Source organism: Pseudomonas entomophila (genome assembly GCF_013523125.1).
Lineage (GTDB): Bacteria > Pseudomonadota > Gammaproteobacteria > Pseudomonadales > Pseudomonadaceae > Aquipseudomonas > Aquipseudomonas entomophila_B.
On sequence record NZ_JAAMQJ010000017.1, the window covers coordinates 1 to 18,278 of the forward strand.

Genomic DNA, 18,278 nt, shown 5'->3' on the forward strand with positions numbered 1-18,278 from the left:
TAATTGCCCGTGAGGCTTGACCATATAACACCCAAGCAATCTGCCAGGCGCAGGTTGGGTGTGAAGACACACGAACCGAAAGTTCGCGAACACACAAAGATCACATATCCGAATCTGCTGGCCTGTCATACGACGGTCCGGCTACCGAATTTCTTGGCGACCATAGAGCATTGGAACCACCTGATCCCTTCCCGAACTCAGCAGTGAAACGATGCATCGCCGATGGTAGTGTGGGGTTTCCCCATGTGAGAGTAGGTCATCGCCAAGATTCATTTCGCAAAACCCCTATCTGCGCATGCAGGTAGGGGTTTTGTCTTTGCGCGTGTAGAAAAAATGCACGCTGTCCCCATGGTAAGGTTTCTCTTTCGCCCGTCTGCTTCACCAGGATGACCCGATGCCCACCACCGTCCGCCCGCAACCTGGCTTCATGATCGTCCACGGCAACCGGCTGGACGACTTGCGCAGCCTGGTCGTCAGCTGGATGCGCCGGATGCCGCTCGCTCCCCTGGAAAACGAAATTGCCCTGGTGCAAAGCAACGGCATCGCCCAGTGGCTGAAGCTGGCCCTGGCCGAAGACCCCTTGGACGACGACCAGGGCGGCTGTGGCATCGCTGCCGCCATCGATGTTCAACTGCCGGGCAGCTTCATCTGGCAGTTGTACCGCAAGGTCATGGGTCGCGAAGAGATCCCGGAGGTGTCGCTGCTCGACAAGGGACCGCTCACCTGGCGGCTCATGCGCCTGTTGCCCGCCTTGATCGAGCGCCCGCATTTCGAGCCGCTGCGGCGTTTCCTGACCGACGACGATGACCTGCGCAAGCGTTATCAACTGGCCGAACGGCTGGCCGACCTGTTCGACCAGTACCAGGTCTACCGGGCCGACTGGCTCGACGATTGGTCTCAAGGCAAACACGTTCTGCACTCCGCACGTGACGAGCGCAAACCGCTGCCGCCGGGTAATTGCTGGCAAGCCGAACTGTGGAAGGCGCTGCTCGACGATGTGGGCGAGCAGGGCATGGCGCAGAGCCGTGCCGGGGTGCATCTGCGGTTCATGCGGCGCATGGAGGCTCTGGAGGCCCCCCCCAAGGGGTTGCCGTCACGGGTCATCGTGTTCGGCATCTCTTCCTTGCCCGCCCAGGTACTCGAAGCGCTCGCGGCGCTCTCGCGGTTCAGCCAGGTGCTGCTGTGCGTGCACAATCCCTGCCGCCACCACTGGGCCGACATCGTCGCCGACAAGGACCTGCTACGGCATCACTACAAACGCCAACAGCGCAAGCAGGGCATGCCCCAGGATCTCGACCCCGAGGCCATGCACCAGCATGCGCATCCTTTGCTCGCGGCCTGGGGCAAGCAAGGGCGCGACTACATCAGCCTGCTCGACAGCCACGATGATCCCAGCGTCTATCAGGGCATCTTCAGCGAAGGTCGCATCGATCTGTTCAGCGAGGCAGGCACCCAGACGTTGTTGAATCAATTGCAGGACGACATCCTCGAACTGCGCCCCCTGACGGAGACCCGGGACCTCTGGCCAGCCGTCGACCCGCGCACGGATGCCTCCATCCGCTTTCACGTGGCCCACAGCCCCCAGCGCGAAGTGGAGATCCTGCATGATCAACTGCTGGATGCCTTCAGTCACGACCCCACACTGCGCCCGCGCGACATCATCGTCATGCTGCCGGACATCAACACCTACGCGCCCCACGTACGCGCAGTCTTCGGCCAGATCGACCGTACGGATCCGCGCTACATCCCCTTCACCCTGACCGACCAGGGCCAGCGCGGCCGCGACCCGTTGCTGATCGCCCTCGAACACCTGCTCAAGCTGCCCGACAGCCGCTTTGCGGTCAGCGAAGTGCTGGACCTGCTGGACGTACCGGCGCTGCGCGCGCGTTTCGGTATCCAGGAGGGCGACCTGCCCACCTTGCATCGCTGGATCGAAGGCGCCGGCATCCGCTGGGGGCTGGACGCCGTACAGCGCGCCTCGCTCGGTCTGCCGGAAGGGTTGGAGCAGAACAGTTGGCGTTTCGGCCTGCGGCGCATGTTGCTGGGTTACGCGGTAGGCAATGGCGAAGGCTGGGACGACATCGAGCCGTTCGATGAAATCGGTGGGCTCGACGCCACCCTGATCGGCCCGCTGGTGGCCTTGCTCGACGCGTTGGATGTCGCCTTGTACAGCCTCTCGCAACCTGCCACCGCCACCGAGTGGGGCGAGCGCTTGAACGCCTTGCTGCAGGTGTTCTTCCTGGCCCAGGACGAACACGACGATTACCTGCTGGTGCAGTTGCAGACCCTGCGCGAAACCTGGCTGCAGACCTGCGAATCGGTCGGCCTGCAGGATGAGCTGCCCTTGACCGTCGTGCGCGAAGCCTGGTTGGCCGGGCTCGACGACGGCAAGCTGTCGCAGCGGTTCCTGGCCGGCTCGGTGAATTTCTGCACGCTCATGCCCATGCGCGCGATTCCGTTCCGTATCGTCTGCCTGTTGGGCATGAACGATGGCGATTACCCACGTGCACAACCGCCGCTGGATTTCGACCTGATGGCCTCGGACTACCGACCCGGTGACCGTTCGCGCCGCGAGGACGATCGCTACCTGCTGCTCGAAGCCTTGCTCTCGGCTCAGGAGCGCTTGTACGTCAGTTGGGTCGGGCGCAGCATCCGCGACAACAGCGAGCGGCCGTCCTCGGTATTGATCGGCCAGCTGCGTGACCACCTGGCCAGCGGCTGGCGACTGGCATCGTCCGCGCCGGACGCGCTCGAGGACAGCGGCACCCAACTGGTCGAGGCGTTGACCCAGGAACATCCGTTGCAGCCGTTCAGTCGGCGCTACTACCAGAAGGACGGCGCGCTGTTCAGCTTCGCCCAGGAATGGCACGCGCTGCATCAGGCCGAGACCGTCGCCTTGCCCAGGGCGGACGCACTCCAGGCCCACGTCAGCGACGAACCCTTGAGCCTGGCGCAACTGCAGGATTTCCTGCGCCACCCGGTCCGGCACTTCTTCAGTCAACGGCTGAAGGTGTTCTTCGAGACCTTCGAGGATCCCATCGCCGACGAGGAACCCTTCACCCTGGACGGTCTGCAACGCTATGTGCTCAGCGAAACCCTCCTGAACGCGGCGCTGGTCGAGCCGGCGCGCGCCGAGCAGGTCCTCGAGCGCGGTGCCAAGCGGCTGCAAGCCAGCGGTCTGCTGCCCCTGGCCGGTTTCGGCGAATGCCTGCAAGCCGAACTGGTCGAGCCGCTGCCGGGTATCCTGCACCGCTACCGGCAGTTGCTGCAGCGTTGGCCCGACGACCTCCAGCAGGCCTTGCCGCTGCGCTTCGCCCACGCCGGGCTGCGTCTCGAGGGCTGGCTGGGACGTGCCTACCAAGCCATGGACGGCAGCCTGCTGAGCATCAGCACGGTGCCCAACACCTTGCAGGCGGGCAAGGCCAGCCTGAAATGGCACCGTCTCATCGCCACCTGGACGCTCCACCTGGCCGCAGCGGCCTCGGGGCTGCGGCTGCACAGCGCCGTGGTGGCCGCCGATGTCACCTTGCTGCTGGCGCCCTTGCCGGTCGACGAAGCGCGCGAGCGGCTCGGCGAACTGTTGCTGGCGCGCCAGGCTGGCATGAGCGCGCCGCTGCCGGTCGCGGCCAAGACCGCCTTCGCCTGGCTGTCCCAGGACGACCCGGACAAGGCTTGGGCGGCGGCCGCCAAGGCGTACGAAGGCGATGGTCAGAACAGTGCGGGCGAGCGCGCCGAGCACCTGGCGCTGTCACGGCAGTTCCCGGATTTTGCCGCGCTGGCTGAGGACGAGACCTTCACCGGCTGGTGCGAAACCTTGTACCGACCGCTCTACACCGCGGATTGGCAGACCTTCGGCAAGGACGACATGGCATGACTCAGGTGCGTCCCCTGGCCCTGCGCTTTCCTCTGCACGGCAGCCAACTGATCGAAGCGAGCGCCGGGACCGGCAAGACCTTCACCATTTCCGCGCTCTACCTGCGCCTGGTCCTGGGTCATGGTGGCGAGCAAGGGTTCACTGGCGAGCTATTGCCGCCGCAGATCCTCGTGGTGACCTTCACCGATGCGGCGACCAAGGAGTTGCGCGAGCGCATCCGCACCCGGCTGGCCGAAGCGGCGCGGTTCTTCCGCGGCGATGTGCAAGAGGCCGACCCGCTGCTGCGCCAGTTGCGCGACGACTACCCGGCCGAGGCCTGGCCGCGCTGCGCCAGCCGCCTGGATATCGCCGTGCAGTGGATGGACGAAGCGGCCATCTCGACGATCCATGGCTGGTGCCAACGCATGCTGCGCGAGCATGCCTTCGACAGCGGCAGCCTGTTCACCCAGAACCTGGAGACCGACCACAGCGAACTGCTGGCCCAGGTGATGCGCGATTACTGGCGTCGCTTCTGCTATGCCATGAGCGGCGAGGCCCTGGCCTGGGTGCGCGGCCATTGGGGCAGCCCGGATGCGCTGCTGGGCAAGGTCCGCCCGCTGTTCGGCCGACGCAGCATCGACAGCCGCGAGGAGGAACCGCAGCAACTGATCGACGCCGTCCTGCGCCAGCGTGCCGAACAACTGGCGGCGCTCAAGGCACCGTGGCGGCAATGGGCCGACGAACTGCTGCAGATCTGCCGCGACGCCACCGCCGCCAAGCAGGTCAACGGCAAGCTGCTGCAGGCCCGCTACTTCGAGCCCTGGTTCGAGAGGCTCAAGCAGTGGGCTGGCGACGAGCACGCCGTGGAGCTGGACCTCAAGACCGGTTTCACCCGGCTGACCCGCGACGGCCTGGCCGAAGCCTGGAAGAGCGGCATGCCGCCGGAGCACCCTGGCCTGGAGGCCATGGAGACCCTGGCCGCCCAGCTCGAACGTCTGCCGGCGCCCGATGCCTGTCTGCTGGAGCATGCCGCCGCCTGGGTGATCCAGCGCTTCGAGGCGGAGAAGCGCCGACGTGCCGAAATGGGCTTCGACGACATGCTGCTGCGCCTGCGCCAGGCCTTGCAGGGCGAGGCCGGCGAGCGCCTGGCGACGCTGATCCGCGAGCAGTTCCCGGTGGCCATGATCGACGAGTTCCAGGACACCGATCCGGTGCAGTACGGCATCTTCGAGCGCATCTACCACATCGCCGACAACCGCCCGGCCACCGGCCTGTTCATGATCGGCGACCCCAAGCAGGCGATCTACGCCTTTCGCGGTGCCGACATCCACACCTACCTGGCCGCGCGCCTGGCCACGGCCGGCCGGTTGCACAGCCTGGACACCAACTTTCGCTCCAGCCAGGCGATGGTCAGCGCGGTCAATCGGGTGTTCCAGCAAGCCGAGCAGCGCGAGCAGGGGCGCGGCGCCTTCCTGTTCCGCCGCGGCGCGTACAACCCGCTGCCCTTCCTCGAGGTCAACGCCAAGGGGCGCGACGAGCGCCTGCTGATCGACGGGGAGGGCACGCCCGCCCTGCAGGTGTGGCACCTCGGCAGCGACGAGCCGGTGTCGGGCACCCAGTACCGTCAGGCCATGGCGGCCAGCTGCGCCAGCCATGTGGTGTCGCTGCTGACCGGCGCCCTGGCCGGACGTACCGGCTTCGAGACGGCCGATGGCACGCTCAGGCCCTGTCAGCCGTCGGACATCGCCATCCTGGTGCGCGACGGGCGCGAAGCGCAGATCGTGCGCGAACACCTGGCCGCGCGCGATGTGCGCAGCGTCTACCTGTCGGACAAGGATTCGGTGTTCGCCGCCCAGGAGGCGCGTGACCTGCTGGCCTGGCTCAAGGCCTGCGCCGAGCCGGACGTGGAGCGCCTGCTCAAGGCCGCCCTCGCCAGCCCGACCCTGAACCTGGGCCTGGACGCCCTGGAAGCGCTCAACCGTGACGAACGGATCTGGGAGCGCTGGGTCATGCAGTTCCGCCAGTACCGTCACCTGTGGCGCCTGCAAGGCGTGCTGCCGATGCTGCGCCGGCTGTTGCACGACTTCGCCCTGCCGCGCACGCTGTTCGGGCGCAGCGACGGCGAGCGGGTGTTGACCAACCTGCTGCACCTGGCCGAGCTGCTGCAGCAGGCGGCCACCGAGCTGGACGGCGAGCAGGCGTTGATTCGTCATCTTGCCGAGCAGCTGGTCAACTCGGGCCAGGCCGGCGAAGAGCAGATCCTGCGGCTGGAAAGCGACGAGCACCTAGTCAAGGTGGTGACCATCCACAAGTCCAAAGGGCTGGAGTACCCGCTGGTCTACCTGCCTTTCGTCTGCACCAGCAAGCCGGTGGACGGCCAGCGCCTGCCGCTGATCTGGCATGACGACGAAGGTCAGGCGCACCTGACCCTGACCCCGGATCGCGAACAGATCGCCCGCGCCGACGACGAGCGTCTGGCCGAAGACCTGCGCCTGCTCTACGTGGCGCTGACCCGTGCCCAGCATGCCTGCTGGCTGGGGGTCGCCGACCTCAAGCGCGGCGCCAGCAAGGCGTCGCGCCTGCACCTATCGGGGGTCGGCTACCTGCTGGGTGGCGGCGAGCCTTTGCCATCCTCCGCGGCGTTGGGCGACTGGCTGGCAAACCTGCGCGGCGAGACCGAGGCGCTCGCCGTCATGGCACCGCCCGAGGCCGATGCCCGGCGCTATGCCGGTCGGGCCGAACGCAGCGAGGTGAGCGCCGCCCGCCGTCCGCGCCGGTCTGCGGCCGAGGCCTGGTGGATCGCCTCCTACAGCGCCTTGCGCGTCGGCACCCAGGCGCTCGAGCTGACCGCCGACACCTCGCTCGCCCAGCAACTGCTCGACGATGAACGCGCCGACGTGCAGCCGCGCAGCGTGGCGGCTGACAGTGGCGACATTCACCGTTTCCCGCGAGGGCCCAACCCTGGCACCTTCCTCCACGGCTTGCTGGAGTGGGCCGGCCGCCAGGGCTTCGCCGAGGTCAGTGCCGATCCCGAGCAGATCGGGCGCACCGTCGGCCAGCGCTGCAACCGCCGCGACTGGACCGGCTGGATCCCGACCCTGACCCAGTGGTTGCAGCGCCTACTGGTCCAGCCCATGCCGCTGGCGCCCGACCAGCCGCCCGTGGCCCTGAGCGCGCTGAGTCAGTACCAGATCGAGATGGAATTCTGGTTCGCCAGCCACCAGGTCGAGGTGTCCACCCTCGATTACCTGGTCGGCCAGCACGTGCATGCCGGCAGGCCGCGCCTGGCCATCGAGTCGTCACGGCTCAACGGCATGTTCAAAGGCTTCATCGACCTGGCCTTCGAGCACGAGGGCCAGTACTACGTGGTCGACTACAAGTCCAACTGGCTCGGCCCCGACGACGCCGCCTACAGCCAGGCGGCCATGGAGCAGGTCGTGCTCGAGCACCGCTACGACCTGCAGTACGTGCTCTACCTGCTGGCCCTGCACCGTCAGCTGCGCGCGCGATTGCCGGATTACGACTACGACCGGGACGTCGGCGGTGCGATCTTCCTGTTCCTGCGCGGCCTGGACGCGCCAAGCCAGGGCGTGTATTTCGTCAAGCCGCCGCGCGCGCTGATCGAGCAGCTGGACGCCTTGTTCCAGGGGATCTATCGCCCGCACCAGACCGATCTGTTCCAGGATGACCTGCCATGAAGCGCACCTTGAGTGACCTGCTCCCCACGCCGCTGCAGGCCTCGCACCTGGCCGCCCTGGCGCCCTTGCAGCGCAGCGAAGACCTGCAGGTGCTGCTCGATCGCTGGGTCGAGCGCGGCTGGCTGCGGCCCCTGGACCGTGCCTTCGTCGGCTTTCTGGCCACCCTGGAGCCCGGCTGCGACCCGCTGGTGCTGCTGGCCGCTGCCCTGGCCAGCCACCAGCTGGGCCATGGGCATGTCTGCCTGGACCTGCCCCAGACCCTCGAAGAGCCGGACTTCGCCCTGTCGCTGCCACCGGAAGGTGATGCCTTGGCCGGGCCCCTGCTGCTGCCGTCGCAACTGCTCGGCACGCTGGATGCAGCGACCTGGCTGCAGCGCTTGCGCGACAGCACCCTGGTGGCCGACGGCGACGCCCCCACGCACCGCGAGCGTCCGCTGGTGGTGCGTCACCAGCGCTTGTACCTGCGCCGTTACTGGCATTACGAGCGGCGTATCGACCAGGCCCTGCGCGAGCGCCTGCGTGTGGAGGAGCACCTGCCACCGGGGCTGGCGACGGACCTGGCGCGGCTGTTCGCCGACGGCGCGCCCTCCGGGCAGATCGACTGGCAGAAACTGGCCTGCGCCCTGGCTACCCGGGCCGCGTTCAGCATCATCACCGGCGGCCCCGGTACTGGCAAGACCACCACGGTGGTGCGTCTGCTGGCGCTGCTGCAAGCCCCGGCGGTGGAGCAGGGCCGCCCGCTGCGCATCCGCCTGGCCGCACCGACCGGCAAGGCGGCCGCCCGCCTGACCGAGTCCATCGGCCAGCAGGTCGAACGCCTGGACGTGGACGCCGCGGTGCGCGAGCACATTCCCACCGACGTCAGCACCGTGCACCGGTTGCTCGGCAGTCGACCAGGGTCGCGGCATTTCCGGCACCACGCCGGCAACCGTCTGCCGCTGGACGTGCTGGTGGTCGACGAAGCCTCGATGATCGACCTGGAAATGATGGCCAACCTGCTCGACGCCATGCCGCCCCAGGCTCGCCTGGTGCTGCTCGGGGACAAGGACCAGCTCGCTTCGGTGGAAGCCGGCGCGGTGCTGGGCGATCTGTGCCGGGAGGCCGAGGAGGGCTTCTATTCGCCCGCGACCCTCGACTGGCTGCACCGGGTCAGTGGCGAGGCCCTGAGTGAAGCCGGCTTGCAGGTCGGTAGCGCCGAGCGGCATCCGCTGGCGCAGCAGTTGGTCATGCTGCGCCATTCCCGGCGCTTCGGCGAAGGCAGCGGCATCGGCCAACTGGCCCGGTGCGTCAACCGCCAGCAGGCCGGGCCGGCACGCGCGCTGCTCACCCAGGGCGCACACGACCTGTTCTGCCTGACCGTGCGCGGCGAACAGGACCGCGCCTTCGACCGCTTGCTGCTCGACGGGCTCGAGCAAGGCCCGGACGGGCCGCAGGGTTACCGGCTGTACCTGAACCAGCTGGGCCGCCGTCGCCCGCCGCCGCACACGCCCTGGGACGATCCCCGCTGGACCGCCTGGGCCGGCGAAGTGCTGCGCCAGTTCGAGAGCTTCCAGTTGCTGTGCGCGGTCAGGCGCGGCCCCTGGGGTGTCGAAGGCCTCAACCAGCGCGTCGCGGCGGTGCTGCACCGCGCCGGCCTGATCGACAACCAGCAGCTCTGGTACGAAGGGCGGCCCGTGCTGGTGACCCGCAACGACTACGGCCTGGGCCTGATGAACGGCGACATCGGCATCGCCCTGCGCCTGCCCGATGAGCAGGGCGAACCCATCCTGCGCGTGGCCTTCGCCCGCAACGACGGGCAGGGCGGCATCCGCTTCGTGCTGCCCAGCCGCCTCAACGACGTCGAGACCGTGTTCGCCATGACCGTGCACAAGTCCCAGGGCTCGGAGTTCGTCCACACCGCCCTGGTGCTGCCCGACGTGCTCAACCCGGTGCTGACCAAGGAACTGGTCTATACCGGTATCACCCGGGCCAAGCAGTGCTTCAGCTTGATCGAACCGCGCCAGGGCATCTTCGAAGAGGCCGTGACCCGCAAGGTCAGGCGCATTTCCGGACTGATGCTGGAGCAGTGCTGACGCCATGACGCAGGAGTCTCAGACGATGACCGAACGCCTTCACCCGTACGACCCTGCCGAAGCGCTGGAGACCCCCGAGGCCCTGGCTGCATTTCTGTCCGATGCGTTGGAGACCGAGGACATCGGCCACCTGATCCAGGCCCTGGACGTGGCGGCGCGGGCCAAGGCCCGCCAGAGCGACCCGTCGGCGGCCGAGGCCGTGACCGCAGCCCTGGCGCATGTGCCGGCTCACGCCGAGCTACCGTTGGACACCTTCCTGGCCGTGCTGCGTCGCCTGGGCATGACCTTGACGGTCTCTACCGGCAAGCAAGCACAGGGTCTGACGTAAGAGGGCGCCCGTCGCCCGGTGATCGGAACAGCGAGCGATCCGGCAGGCTTACCCCTCGGCAACGCGCATCTCACGCGTCTCCCCCCGCAACAGCGGCGCATTCAACTCCGTCACCTGCCGGATGTAGTCCCACAGCAGCGTGATCCGCTTGAGCTTCCTCAAGTCCTCCCGGCAATACATCCAGAACTGCCGGTCGATCACCACCTCGTCCGGCAACAGCGCCACCAGCCGTGGATCCTGCGCCGCCAGGAAGCACGGCAGGATCGCCAGGCCGTGCCCCTGCAGCGTCGCGGTGTACTGGGCCACCACGCTGGTGCTGCGCAGGTGCACGTTGGCATCGGGAATCAGGTGGTTCAGGTACAGCAGCTCGGCACTGAAGGCCAGGTCATCGACGTAGCTGATGAAGCGGTGCCGGGCCAGGTCCGCGACGCAAGTGATCGGTGCATGGGCGTCCAAGTAGGCCTGGGTCGCGTACAGCCGCAGCCGGTAGTCGCACAACCGACAGCAGACGTAAGGACCATGCTCCGGGCGTTCGAGGGCGATGACCAGGTCGGCCTCGCGCTTGGACAGGCTGATGAAGTGCGGCAGCGGCAGGATGTCCACCGAAATGGCCGGATACTGCTCGACGAAATGGCTCAGTTGCGGGGTGACGAAGAAACTGCCGAAGCCTTCGGTGCAGCCCATGCGAATGTGGCCGGACAACGCCATGCCGGACCCTGAGACTTGCTCGCAGGCCGCATGCAGCGTGCTTTCCAGGGTTTCGGCGAAGCCCAGCAGGCGTTGCCCTTCGGCGGTGAGGGTAAAGCCGTTGGCGCGGGACTTCTCGTACAGCAAGGTGCCCAGGCTGCGCTCCAGCGAGGCGATGCGCCGGGAGACGGTGGTGTAGTCGACCCCCAGGCGCTGCGCGGCGCGGCTGGCCTTGCGGGTGCGCGCCACCTCGAGGAAGAACTTCAGGTCGTCCCAGTTCAAGGTGCCGAGGGCAGTAGGGTCTTTTTGCATGATCGACCGGCTTTTTTGTCAGGGCATGTCGGATATTTGCCTATCTATACTCCAATCCACCCCAGGCCCCAAGCGTTCGTGCACTGCCCGACGCCGGCCATCACGCGCCCAGAACAACACCAAGGAGAGCGCCCATGAATGCACCCCTGACCGCCGAGCGGACCCAGGTCCACCAGGCCCGTCTGCTGATCGAAGGCCGCTGGGTCGAGTCCCAGGCGAGCGAATGGCACGACGTGGTCAACCCGGCCACCCAGCAGGTCCTGGCCCGCGTGCCGTTCGCCACGCCCGACGAAGTCGACGCGGCCATCGATGCGGCCCAGCGCGCCTATGCCGGCTGGCGCGACACGCCGATCGGCGCGCGCACGCGCATCATGCTCAAGCTGCAGGCGCTGATCCGCGAGCACAGCCCGCGCATCGCCGCGACCCTCAGTGCCGAGCAGGGCAAGACCCTGGCCGATGCCGAAGGCGACATCTTCCGCGGGCTGGAGGTGGTGGAACATGCCGCCTCGATCGGCTCGCTGCAGATGGGCGAATTCGCCGAGAACGTCGCCGGTGGCGTGGACACCTACACGCTGCGTCAGCCCATCGGCGTCTGTGTCGGCATCACGCCGTTCAACTTTCCGGCGATGATCCCGCTGTGGATGTTTCCGATGGCGATCGTCTGCGGCAACACCTTCGTGCTCAAGCCTTCCGAGCAGGACCCGCTGTCCACGCTGATGCTGGTCGAGCTGGCGCTGGAGGCCGGTGTGCCGCCAGGGGTGCTCAACGTGGTGCACGGTGGCAAGCAGGTGGTGGACCGGTTGTGCACCCACCCAAGCGTCAAGGCGGTGTCGTTCGTCGGCTCCACGGCCGTCGGCACCCACGTGTACGATCTGGCGGGCCGTCACGGCAAGCGGGTGCAGTCGATGATGGGCGCGAAGAACCACGCCGTGGTGTTGCCCGACGCCAACCGCCAGCAGACTGTCAATGCACTGGTCGGTGCGGCCTTCGGCGCTGCCGGGCAGCGCTGCATGGCCACCTCGGTGGTGGTACTGGTCGGCTCGGCTCGCGACTGGCTGCCGGACCTGGTCGCGGCGGCGCGCCAGCTCACGGTCAATGCCGGCAGCGAGCCGGGCACCGATGTCGGCCCGCTGATCTCGCGCAAGGCCAAGGCCCGTGTGCTGAGCCTGATCGAAAGCGGCCTGGACGAGGGCGCCGTGCTCGAACTCGACGGTCGCCACGTCGAGGTGCCAGGCTACGAGGACGGCAACTTCGTCGGCCCGACGCTGTTCTCTGGCGTGACCACCGACATGCGCATCTACACCGAAGAAATCTTCGGCCCGGTGCTGGTGGTGCTGGAGGTCGACACCCTCAAGGAGGCCATCGCGCTGGTCAACCGCAACCCGTTCGGCAACGGCACCGGGCTGTTCACCCAGAGCGGCGCGGCGGCGCGGACGTTCCAGAACCGTATCGACGTCGGCCAGGTGGGCATCAACATCCCGATTCCGGTCCCCGTGCCGTTCTTCAGTTTCACCGGCTCGCGCGGCTCGAAGCTGGGCGACCTGGGGCCGTATGGCAAGCAGGTGGTGCAGTTCTACACCCAGACCAAGACGGTCACCGCCCGCTGGTTCGACGACGACAGCGTGAGCGGCGTCAACACCACCATCAGCCTGCGTTGAGGAGTTCATCATGCGTATCGCATTCATCGGCTTGGGCAACATGGGCGCGCCCATGGCCCGCAACCTGCTGGCCGCGGGGCACGCGCTGATGCTGTTCGACCTCAATCGGCAGGTGCTGGACGCATTGGCCGAATTCGGCGGCCAGGTAAGCGCCTCGCCCAAGGCGGCGGCCTCGACCGCCGAGCTGGTCATCACCATGCTGCCGGCCGCGGCGCATGTGCGCAGCGTCTACCTGGGCGAAGACGGCGTGCTGGCCGGCATCCGTCCGGGCACACCGGCGCTCGATTGCAGCACCATCGACCCGCAGACCGCGCGCGAAGTGTCCAAGGCCGCTGCTGCCCAAGGCGTCGAGCTGGGCGATGCGCCCGTGTCCGGCGGTACCGGCGGGGCTGCGGCGGGCACCTTGACCTTCATGGTCGGTGCCAGTCCGGCCTTGTTCGACACCCTCAAGCCAGTGCTGGCGGTAATGGGGCGCAACGTGGTGCACTGTGGCGAGGTCGGCACTGGGCAGATCGCCAAGATCTGCAACAACCTGCTGCTGGGCATTTCCATGATCGGCGTGTCGGAAGCCATGGCGCTGGGCAGCGCGCTGGGGATCGACCTGCAGGTGCTGGCCGGGATCATCAACAGCTCCACCGGGCGCTGCTGGAGTTCCGAGGCGTACAACCCGTGGCCCGGCATCGTCGAGACCGCGCCGGCATCGCGTGGCTATACCGGTGGCTTCGGCGCCGACCTGATGCTCAAGGACCTGGGCCTGGCGACCGAGGCGGCCCGGCAGGCCCGGCAACCGGTGATGATGGGCGCGCTGGCGCAGCAGCTGTACCAGGCCATGAGCCAGCGCGGGGAGGGCGGCAAGGACTTCTCCGCGATCATCGAAAGCTATCGCGCGTCGTCCTGAGGCCGAGCGGGTCGCTCGTGCGTACGACCCGCCGACTCGATCAGGCGAAGACGAAGTACTTGCGCACGGTCTCGACCACTTCCCAGGTGCCTTTCATCCCCGGCTCGATGACGAACACGTCACCGGCCTTGAGGTGCTTGGGCGCCTCGCCTTCGGGCGTGATGATGCAGTAGCCGTCGAGGAAGGTTAACCCAAGCTATAGTCCCAAAAAAATTTGGCCTACCTCTCTGCTGGACCGAGCTCAGCTATGCTGTGAAAACGAAAGTCGCCAACTGCATTGATCTCCGGAGTCAGCAAAATGCCTGTTTTCTTCGAACGATCCCATCGTGAGTACAGAGTGCTGAGATTGGATGCAACTGGTTTTCGACCGGTGTTGCCTGTAATCATTACAGACGAAGGGATACTTAAGGATTTTGCTCACTATATGTACTTGAATGGGCGTAAGAGCAGGTCATGGCAAGATAGTGCGACCTTTGCTGTGCAGCTGTTGTTGGAATATGTAGAAGCTAATCATCAGTTTTTTGATTCTCCCCAAATGCTGTTTAGATCGTTTTCCAATTCACTGTATAGTGGTACCGTGGAGCGGGGGTGCGATCCGTCTGAGTTGTGGTGGGAGCCAAGACAGCCAGATGATGCCTCCAAGATTATTTCCGCGATTACTCAATTTTCAGACTGGCTGGCTGCGCTAAATGAAGATTCTGGACTGGTTTTAAATACTTGGCGCAAAGCGAATCGTGCTGAGGAAAAACTTAATTGGGCAGCTTACGTCCATCGGAAGAATAATGCTTTTCTTTCGCATCTTTGGATAAAGCCACCTGATTTTTCAATGAGTAGGGAGGTCAGGTCTACTTCAATGATAGGCTTTGATCTAGAGCCTGCAAAAGATTTTCCCGAAGAATCGATTGATGCCTTTCTTGCGCAGGGGTTCAAGCTTCGGAAAAATGTATACAGTATTAGAGATATCTTAATCACTATGCTCATGCATTATGGCGGGCTAAGGTTATCTGAGGCGTTGAGCTTGTGGTGCGATGATGTCACAGTTGAGAAAGGTGAAGTTGTCGTTCGAATTTATCATCCTCAACTCGGATTAGCGCCTGGAAAAAAACGGATGAAGCGTCAAGCATTTCTGCGTGACAAGTATGGGCTGATTCCTAGAAATCTACTGGTCAAATCGCAGGATTCTTTGTTTTTGGGTGCGAAGGGTAGGGCGTTTACTGATCGTCAGCGCATGAGTTTTGAAGTTTTCTTTCATCCCGCATTCAAGGCAGAAGTATTTGCGAAGTTGTGGAGTGAATATCATTGCATGCACAGAGTGAAACCTGCATTAGGTCAAGAGCATCCTTATGCATTCACTAACAAGCTTGGGCAGCCGTATTCACATACCGCCTACAGGAAAGCACATAGAGCGGCTGTAAAGCGCATTGGGTTGATCAGTGAGAAAATGTTAGGTACTACCCCTCATGGACACAGGCATTCCTATGGGCAGCGACTTGCCGCAGACGGAGCCACGGATCTTACGATTAAGTCAGCTATGCATCACTCGTCTATTGAATCAAGTGGAGTATATACTCAGCCAAAATCAACGCAGGTTCGCGCAACTCTGGCTGCTCTTGAATCGAAAATGGCATACAAGTATCTCGATGCAGATAGTGGCGATTAAGGTATGCGGAGTCTACTGGAGTAATTTAGGTTAGAGTCGCCACTGGTTTCCTCGGTGCTCTCTAAGTTCATGATCTAGCGTTTCTCGTGCTCTACTGGCAACAGTTGCATAATATATGCCGCACCGGCGTTTATGAGTATCTCCATGTAATCGAAAATACAACTCCGGCCTTCGTAATGCGTTGCGTAGATTTTTCGTCGGATTCGCTCCCGGTTCAGAATTTTTCAGTTCACATTTCGAGCGTAGTTGGCCAGTGCTGAGCGCATCCACTTAGGCATTTTGCATTCCATGAGCCTTTTGAACTCTTCAGCGCTGAGCGAGCTGACAATCTTGCTCGCGACCTGCTCATCCACCCCATTTTCTCCGAGATACCAAAAAGCGGTCAGGGCCGTCCCTATTGGCGTTCCAGCTTGCTGGAGTCGTTGGCGAGACGCATGGCGCAGCCTAACAACCGCGTTACCGATCTTGATCTCACGTGTCGTCCCGCTGGTGTAGTAAGTAGGCAGGACCTGCATCTGAACACTCAGCCCCAGTCGACGAACAGCTTCTGCACCATGGATCTGGATAGTCTCGCCTCTTGCCCTAGCGACGGCTTCCAATACAGAAAGCGGGTTGGCTCGAACCCTTTTACCCGTGTATTGGCTGTGCTTGGGACGCATGTAAACGCCGCGGGCAACGCGCTCCAGGGAACCCCTGAGCACCATTCGAGAAAGAGCTTTGTTTACCGCGGAGCGAGAGCCGGCTCGCTCGAATACGGCTCTAACAAAGGGCCTTCCCTTAGGCATACGCTTGATTCGGTTCGATATAGACTCTGCGATAGACACAGCTAAACCTATGTCAGACGAGTAGTGGACAGGTCCTCTGGCATGGAACCTTGCGGCGTTAAGCGTAGACGCCGTGTTCAATTCGTTCTAGAAGTGTCACCACTTGCTGATAGCCCGATCGACTTATCAGGATGATGCAAGGTACCTGATGACTTAGCCCGATCGCTGGTTTGTATAGCCATTGCGCGGCGAGCACTCGACTGCCAAGCACTCGCGTCGCCAGGTGCAAGATTTGCTCGCACCTTCCTTTGTAGCATCGGTGGACGATGCTCCAGCATCCCAGCGGTGAACTGGGGCAAAGCGCTAGTATCTGAGGATCGTTCATTTGCACACCTCAAATGTGAAAGCGTATCTCTCAACCGGCTAGTCGGCCAACGGGTTCCATTCTCTTGCCGGCTTGTGCGGCTATATCGAGGAACCTTCCTCGCGTCTGTGCCCGCCCTCGCAGAAGCTCTTGGGCGCTGCCTTCCTGTTCCGACTTGATACGCCACTTCTCAGTCTTTACCTTCCGCCGGCCTTTCAATGTCTCTCCTTTCCCTCATAGGTAGGGCCCAGGCGCAACCCAGCCAATGGGTCAGGAAGCGCAGAATTTGGTTGCATCAGACAGGACATCTCAGCCCATGCTGAAGGGTGCAGATGCCCATCCTCATCGGTCCGATGGCGTCACGCTGAGCTCCTCACGAACGCGCTGAATGATTGAATCCAGAGTGGCATCCTTGTCCATAAAAAGGTAGCACTGGGTCAAGATCGTCAAAGGATGGACATTCATGGCAGAGGCGAGCCCATGCACCATTTCGAGGGTAGGGCCTTTTCCTCCGGCTTCCAGTTGGCTGAGGTAGGTTTGGCTGCTGTGGCCACCGAAATCTTCTTGGTTAAGGTTGCGGGATTTTCTGAGCTGCCTCATTGCTTTCCCAAATGCCTGTTTCAGTTCCATTTTTTCATTCCTACAAAAGGAATGATGAAGCCGTCTTGAACGTCGGACATCCATTAACTATTGTTAATATTTTGAGGATTTTTCGATGTTCAAGACCTACAGGCACGCTGAACTCAGCTCAGCCGACATTTTCGGAGAACCTTCCAGTCGCCGCTGGAAATTTATTGAGCTGGAGCTGCACTACCCATGGTTTTACGTGGAGCTCGTGCGCGATTATGGTGATGACATCGTGGGCAGCATGCTGATGATCCCTACGGTACCGATACTTAAACAGATGCTTTCGGAGCTTGATGACTGCTCATGGATCGCGCAGGCACATCTGATGTCTCCTGGCCACATGAGAGGTGGGAAAGACTGGGTGATGGAACCGCTTCAGGAAGTGAGCATTGCTGAAGACGCCTCAGGGACGGAAGAGGGCTATATCTATAAGGTAGTAGGCGGGGCCTGCTACAGCATTCATCACTCGCCTCATCGAGAGAACCTCAAGGTCACAGAGATTATTTTTTCGGCTGATCGCGATCTGCGCGTGGGTGGATGAGTTAAGGGGCGTGCATTTTATTTGTCGTTACGATTCTTACGACTGCTTTGAAGGCAAAGCGAGTGCTTTAGCGTCATTCCCCTAGCTAAGAGTATATGGTACCTCTAAGCAGTATCATCATAACGGAGACGAGTTTCTGTATTTTTCGTCCTCACTCTTTGATCTCCTGTCGCTAAGCTACGGAGGTTTTCGCTCAGCAGTCAACTGGTTGCGTGAATCGCCCATGGGCTTTGGCCGTGGCTGACCCAATGGGCACCAGGTCGCGCTAGGCCAACATCCAGTTATGCATTGTTTTGAGGATCGGCGTCGCCATTTCCTGACGTATTCGCCCGCGATCCTCATCACTCATGTCACGCGCTTGGCGCTCGACCTCTTACAAGTCGCTGATCGAGTACAGCGCTTGTTCGGCCAGCTGACTTTTGTTAGCTACGTGCAGATCGAAAAACTTGCGACGTGCATGAGCCATGCAGCCGGTTTCAGCGATGCCTTGCTCAAAACCAGCTTTGTAACCAGCGAAATCATCGCAAACCAGCTTGCCGTTCCAGTCGCCCAGGAAATTGCGTGCATGTTCACCGGCACGGCTTGGGCTGAAGTCGTACACCACGACTTTGAGCGCCGAAAACGGTGTCGTGCTGTAGGCCCAGGCCCAAGCGTAGGCCCTGTAGGTTCACAAAAAAGGTGACATTAGGTGTTCAGTAAACTGGGAAAAACTGCCACTTCCTCTGTGAATCGGCCATGCGAAATTCACAAAATAACTGATAATCGCCTACCGCTCTCTCAGAAAAATTGACCTTATCTCTATTGTGAGGCGGGAGC

The 18,278-nt window shown here is 63.1% G+C and carries 12 protein-coding genes, 1 rRNA gene and 3 pseudogenes; 9 read left to right on the forward strand and 7 right to left on the reverse strand.

The features are described 5' to 3' along the window. The first annotated feature begins 152 nt into the window (after window positions 1–152). The 5 genes from rrf to G7007_RS10980 all read left to right on the forward strand — a co-directional run bounded on the left by rrf (window position 153) and on the right by G7007_RS10980 (window position 9,951). Window positions 153–268 (forward strand): 5S ribosomal RNA (rrf, locus tag G7007_RS10960). Between the two features lie 126 nt (window positions 269–394). Further along, the gene (recC, locus tag G7007_RS10965; protein ID WP_258198551.1) at window positions 395–3,874 is read left to right on the forward strand and encodes an exodeoxyribonuclease V subunit gamma; all 3,480 of its coding nucleotides are present in this window, start codon (window positions 395–397) and stop codon (window positions 3,872–3,874) included. Further along, entirely contained in the window at window positions 3,871–7,551 is a 3,681-nt protein-coding gene (gene recB, locus G7007_RS10970; RefSeq protein ID WP_181101730.1) for an exodeoxyribonuclease V subunit beta, read from the forward strand. Before recC ends, recB begins: the two co-directional genes overlap by 4 nt. Beyond that, window positions 7,548–9,623, forward strand: coding sequence for an exodeoxyribonuclease V subunit alpha (gene recD / locus G7007_RS10975; RefSeq protein WP_181101733.1), 2,076 nt, complete (start codon window positions 7,548–7,550; stop codon window positions 9,621–9,623). Before recB ends, recD begins: the two co-directional genes overlap by 4 nt. A gap of 25 nt (window positions 9,624–9,648) precedes the next feature. Beyond that, window positions 9,649–9,951, forward strand: coding sequence for a transcriptional regulator (locus G7007_RS10980; RefSeq protein WP_181101735.1), 303 nt, complete (start codon window positions 9,649–9,651; stop codon window positions 9,949–9,951). 48 nt (window positions 9,952–9,999) lie between these two features. Here G7007_RS10980 and G7007_RS10985 read toward each other — a convergent pair whose 3' ends face one another. Next, entirely contained in the window at window positions 10,000–10,950 is a 951-nt protein-coding gene (locus tag G7007_RS10985) for a LysR family transcriptional regulator (RefSeq protein ID WP_181101736.1), read from the reverse strand. 134 nt (window positions 10,951–11,084) lie between these two features. Between G7007_RS10985 and G7007_RS10990 the strand changes: the two genes are divergently transcribed. Then, window positions 11,085–12,608: a CoA-acylating methylmalonate-semialdehyde dehydrogenase gene (locus G7007_RS10990; RefSeq protein WP_181101739.1), complete on the forward strand. Its 1,524-nt coding sequence runs from the start codon at window positions 11,085–11,087 to the stop codon at window positions 12,606–12,608. A gap of 10 nt (window positions 12,609–12,618) precedes the next feature. After that, entirely contained in the window at window positions 12,619–13,506 is an 888-nt protein-coding gene (gene mmsB, locus G7007_RS10995) for a 3-hydroxyisobutyrate dehydrogenase (protein WP_181101741.1), read from the forward strand. Window positions 13,507–13,546: 40 nt separating this feature from the next. On the opposite strand, the pseudogene G7007_RS11000 reads toward mmsB, so the two are convergent. Then, a pseudogene (locus G7007_RS11000) lies at window positions 13,547–13,690 on the reverse strand (cupin domain-containing protein); the annotation flags it as partial. A 114-nt stretch (window positions 13,691–13,804) separates the two neighbouring features. Here G7007_RS11000 and gmtY point away from each other — a divergent pair. Then, window positions 13,805–15,166 (forward strand): gamma-mobile-trio recombinase GmtY, encoded by a 1,362-nt coding sequence (gmtY, locus tag G7007_RS11005; protein WP_128611063.1) that lies wholly within the window; start codon window positions 13,805–13,807, stop codon window positions 15,164–15,166. A gap of 74 nt (window positions 15,167–15,240) precedes the next feature. Here gmtY and G7007_RS22510 read toward each other — a convergent pair. The 4 genes and pseudogenes from G7007_RS22510 to G7007_RS11020 all read right to left on the reverse strand — a co-directional run. After that, a pseudogene (locus tag G7007_RS22510) lies at window positions 15,241–15,390 on the reverse strand (IS3 family transposase); the annotation flags it as partial. Further along, the gene (locus G7007_RS11010) at window positions 15,391–15,990 is read right to left on the reverse strand and encodes a DUF6088 family protein (protein ID WP_080992912.1); all 600 of its coding nucleotides are present in this window, start codon (window positions 15,988–15,990) and stop codon (window positions 15,391–15,393) included. A 58-nt stretch (window positions 15,991–16,048) separates the two neighbouring features. Beyond that, window positions 16,049–16,315, reverse strand: coding sequence for an antitoxin Xre/MbcA/ParS toxin-binding domain-containing protein (locus tag G7007_RS22515; protein WP_080992911.1), 267 nt, complete (start codon window positions 16,313–16,315; stop codon window positions 16,049–16,051). 321 nt (window positions 16,316–16,636) lie between these two features. Further along, the gene (locus G7007_RS11020; RefSeq protein ID WP_049696551.1) at window positions 16,637–16,924 is read right to left on the reverse strand and encodes a helix-turn-helix domain-containing protein; all 288 of its coding nucleotides are present in this window, start codon (window positions 16,922–16,924) and stop codon (window positions 16,637–16,639) included. An 85-nt stretch (window positions 16,925–17,009) separates the two neighbouring features. On the opposite strand from G7007_RS11020, the gene G7007_RS11025 reads away from it, so the two are divergent. Next, entirely contained in the window at window positions 17,010–17,462 is a 453-nt protein-coding gene (locus G7007_RS11025; protein ID WP_049696550.1) for a hypothetical protein, read from the forward strand. Between the two features lie 268 nt (window positions 17,463–17,730). On the opposite strand, the pseudogene G7007_RS11030 reads toward G7007_RS11025, so the two are convergent. Further along, window positions 17,731–18,129: pseudogene (locus G7007_RS11030) on the reverse strand (IS66 family transposase); the annotation flags it as partial. Window positions 18,130–18,278: the final 149 nt, after the last annotated feature.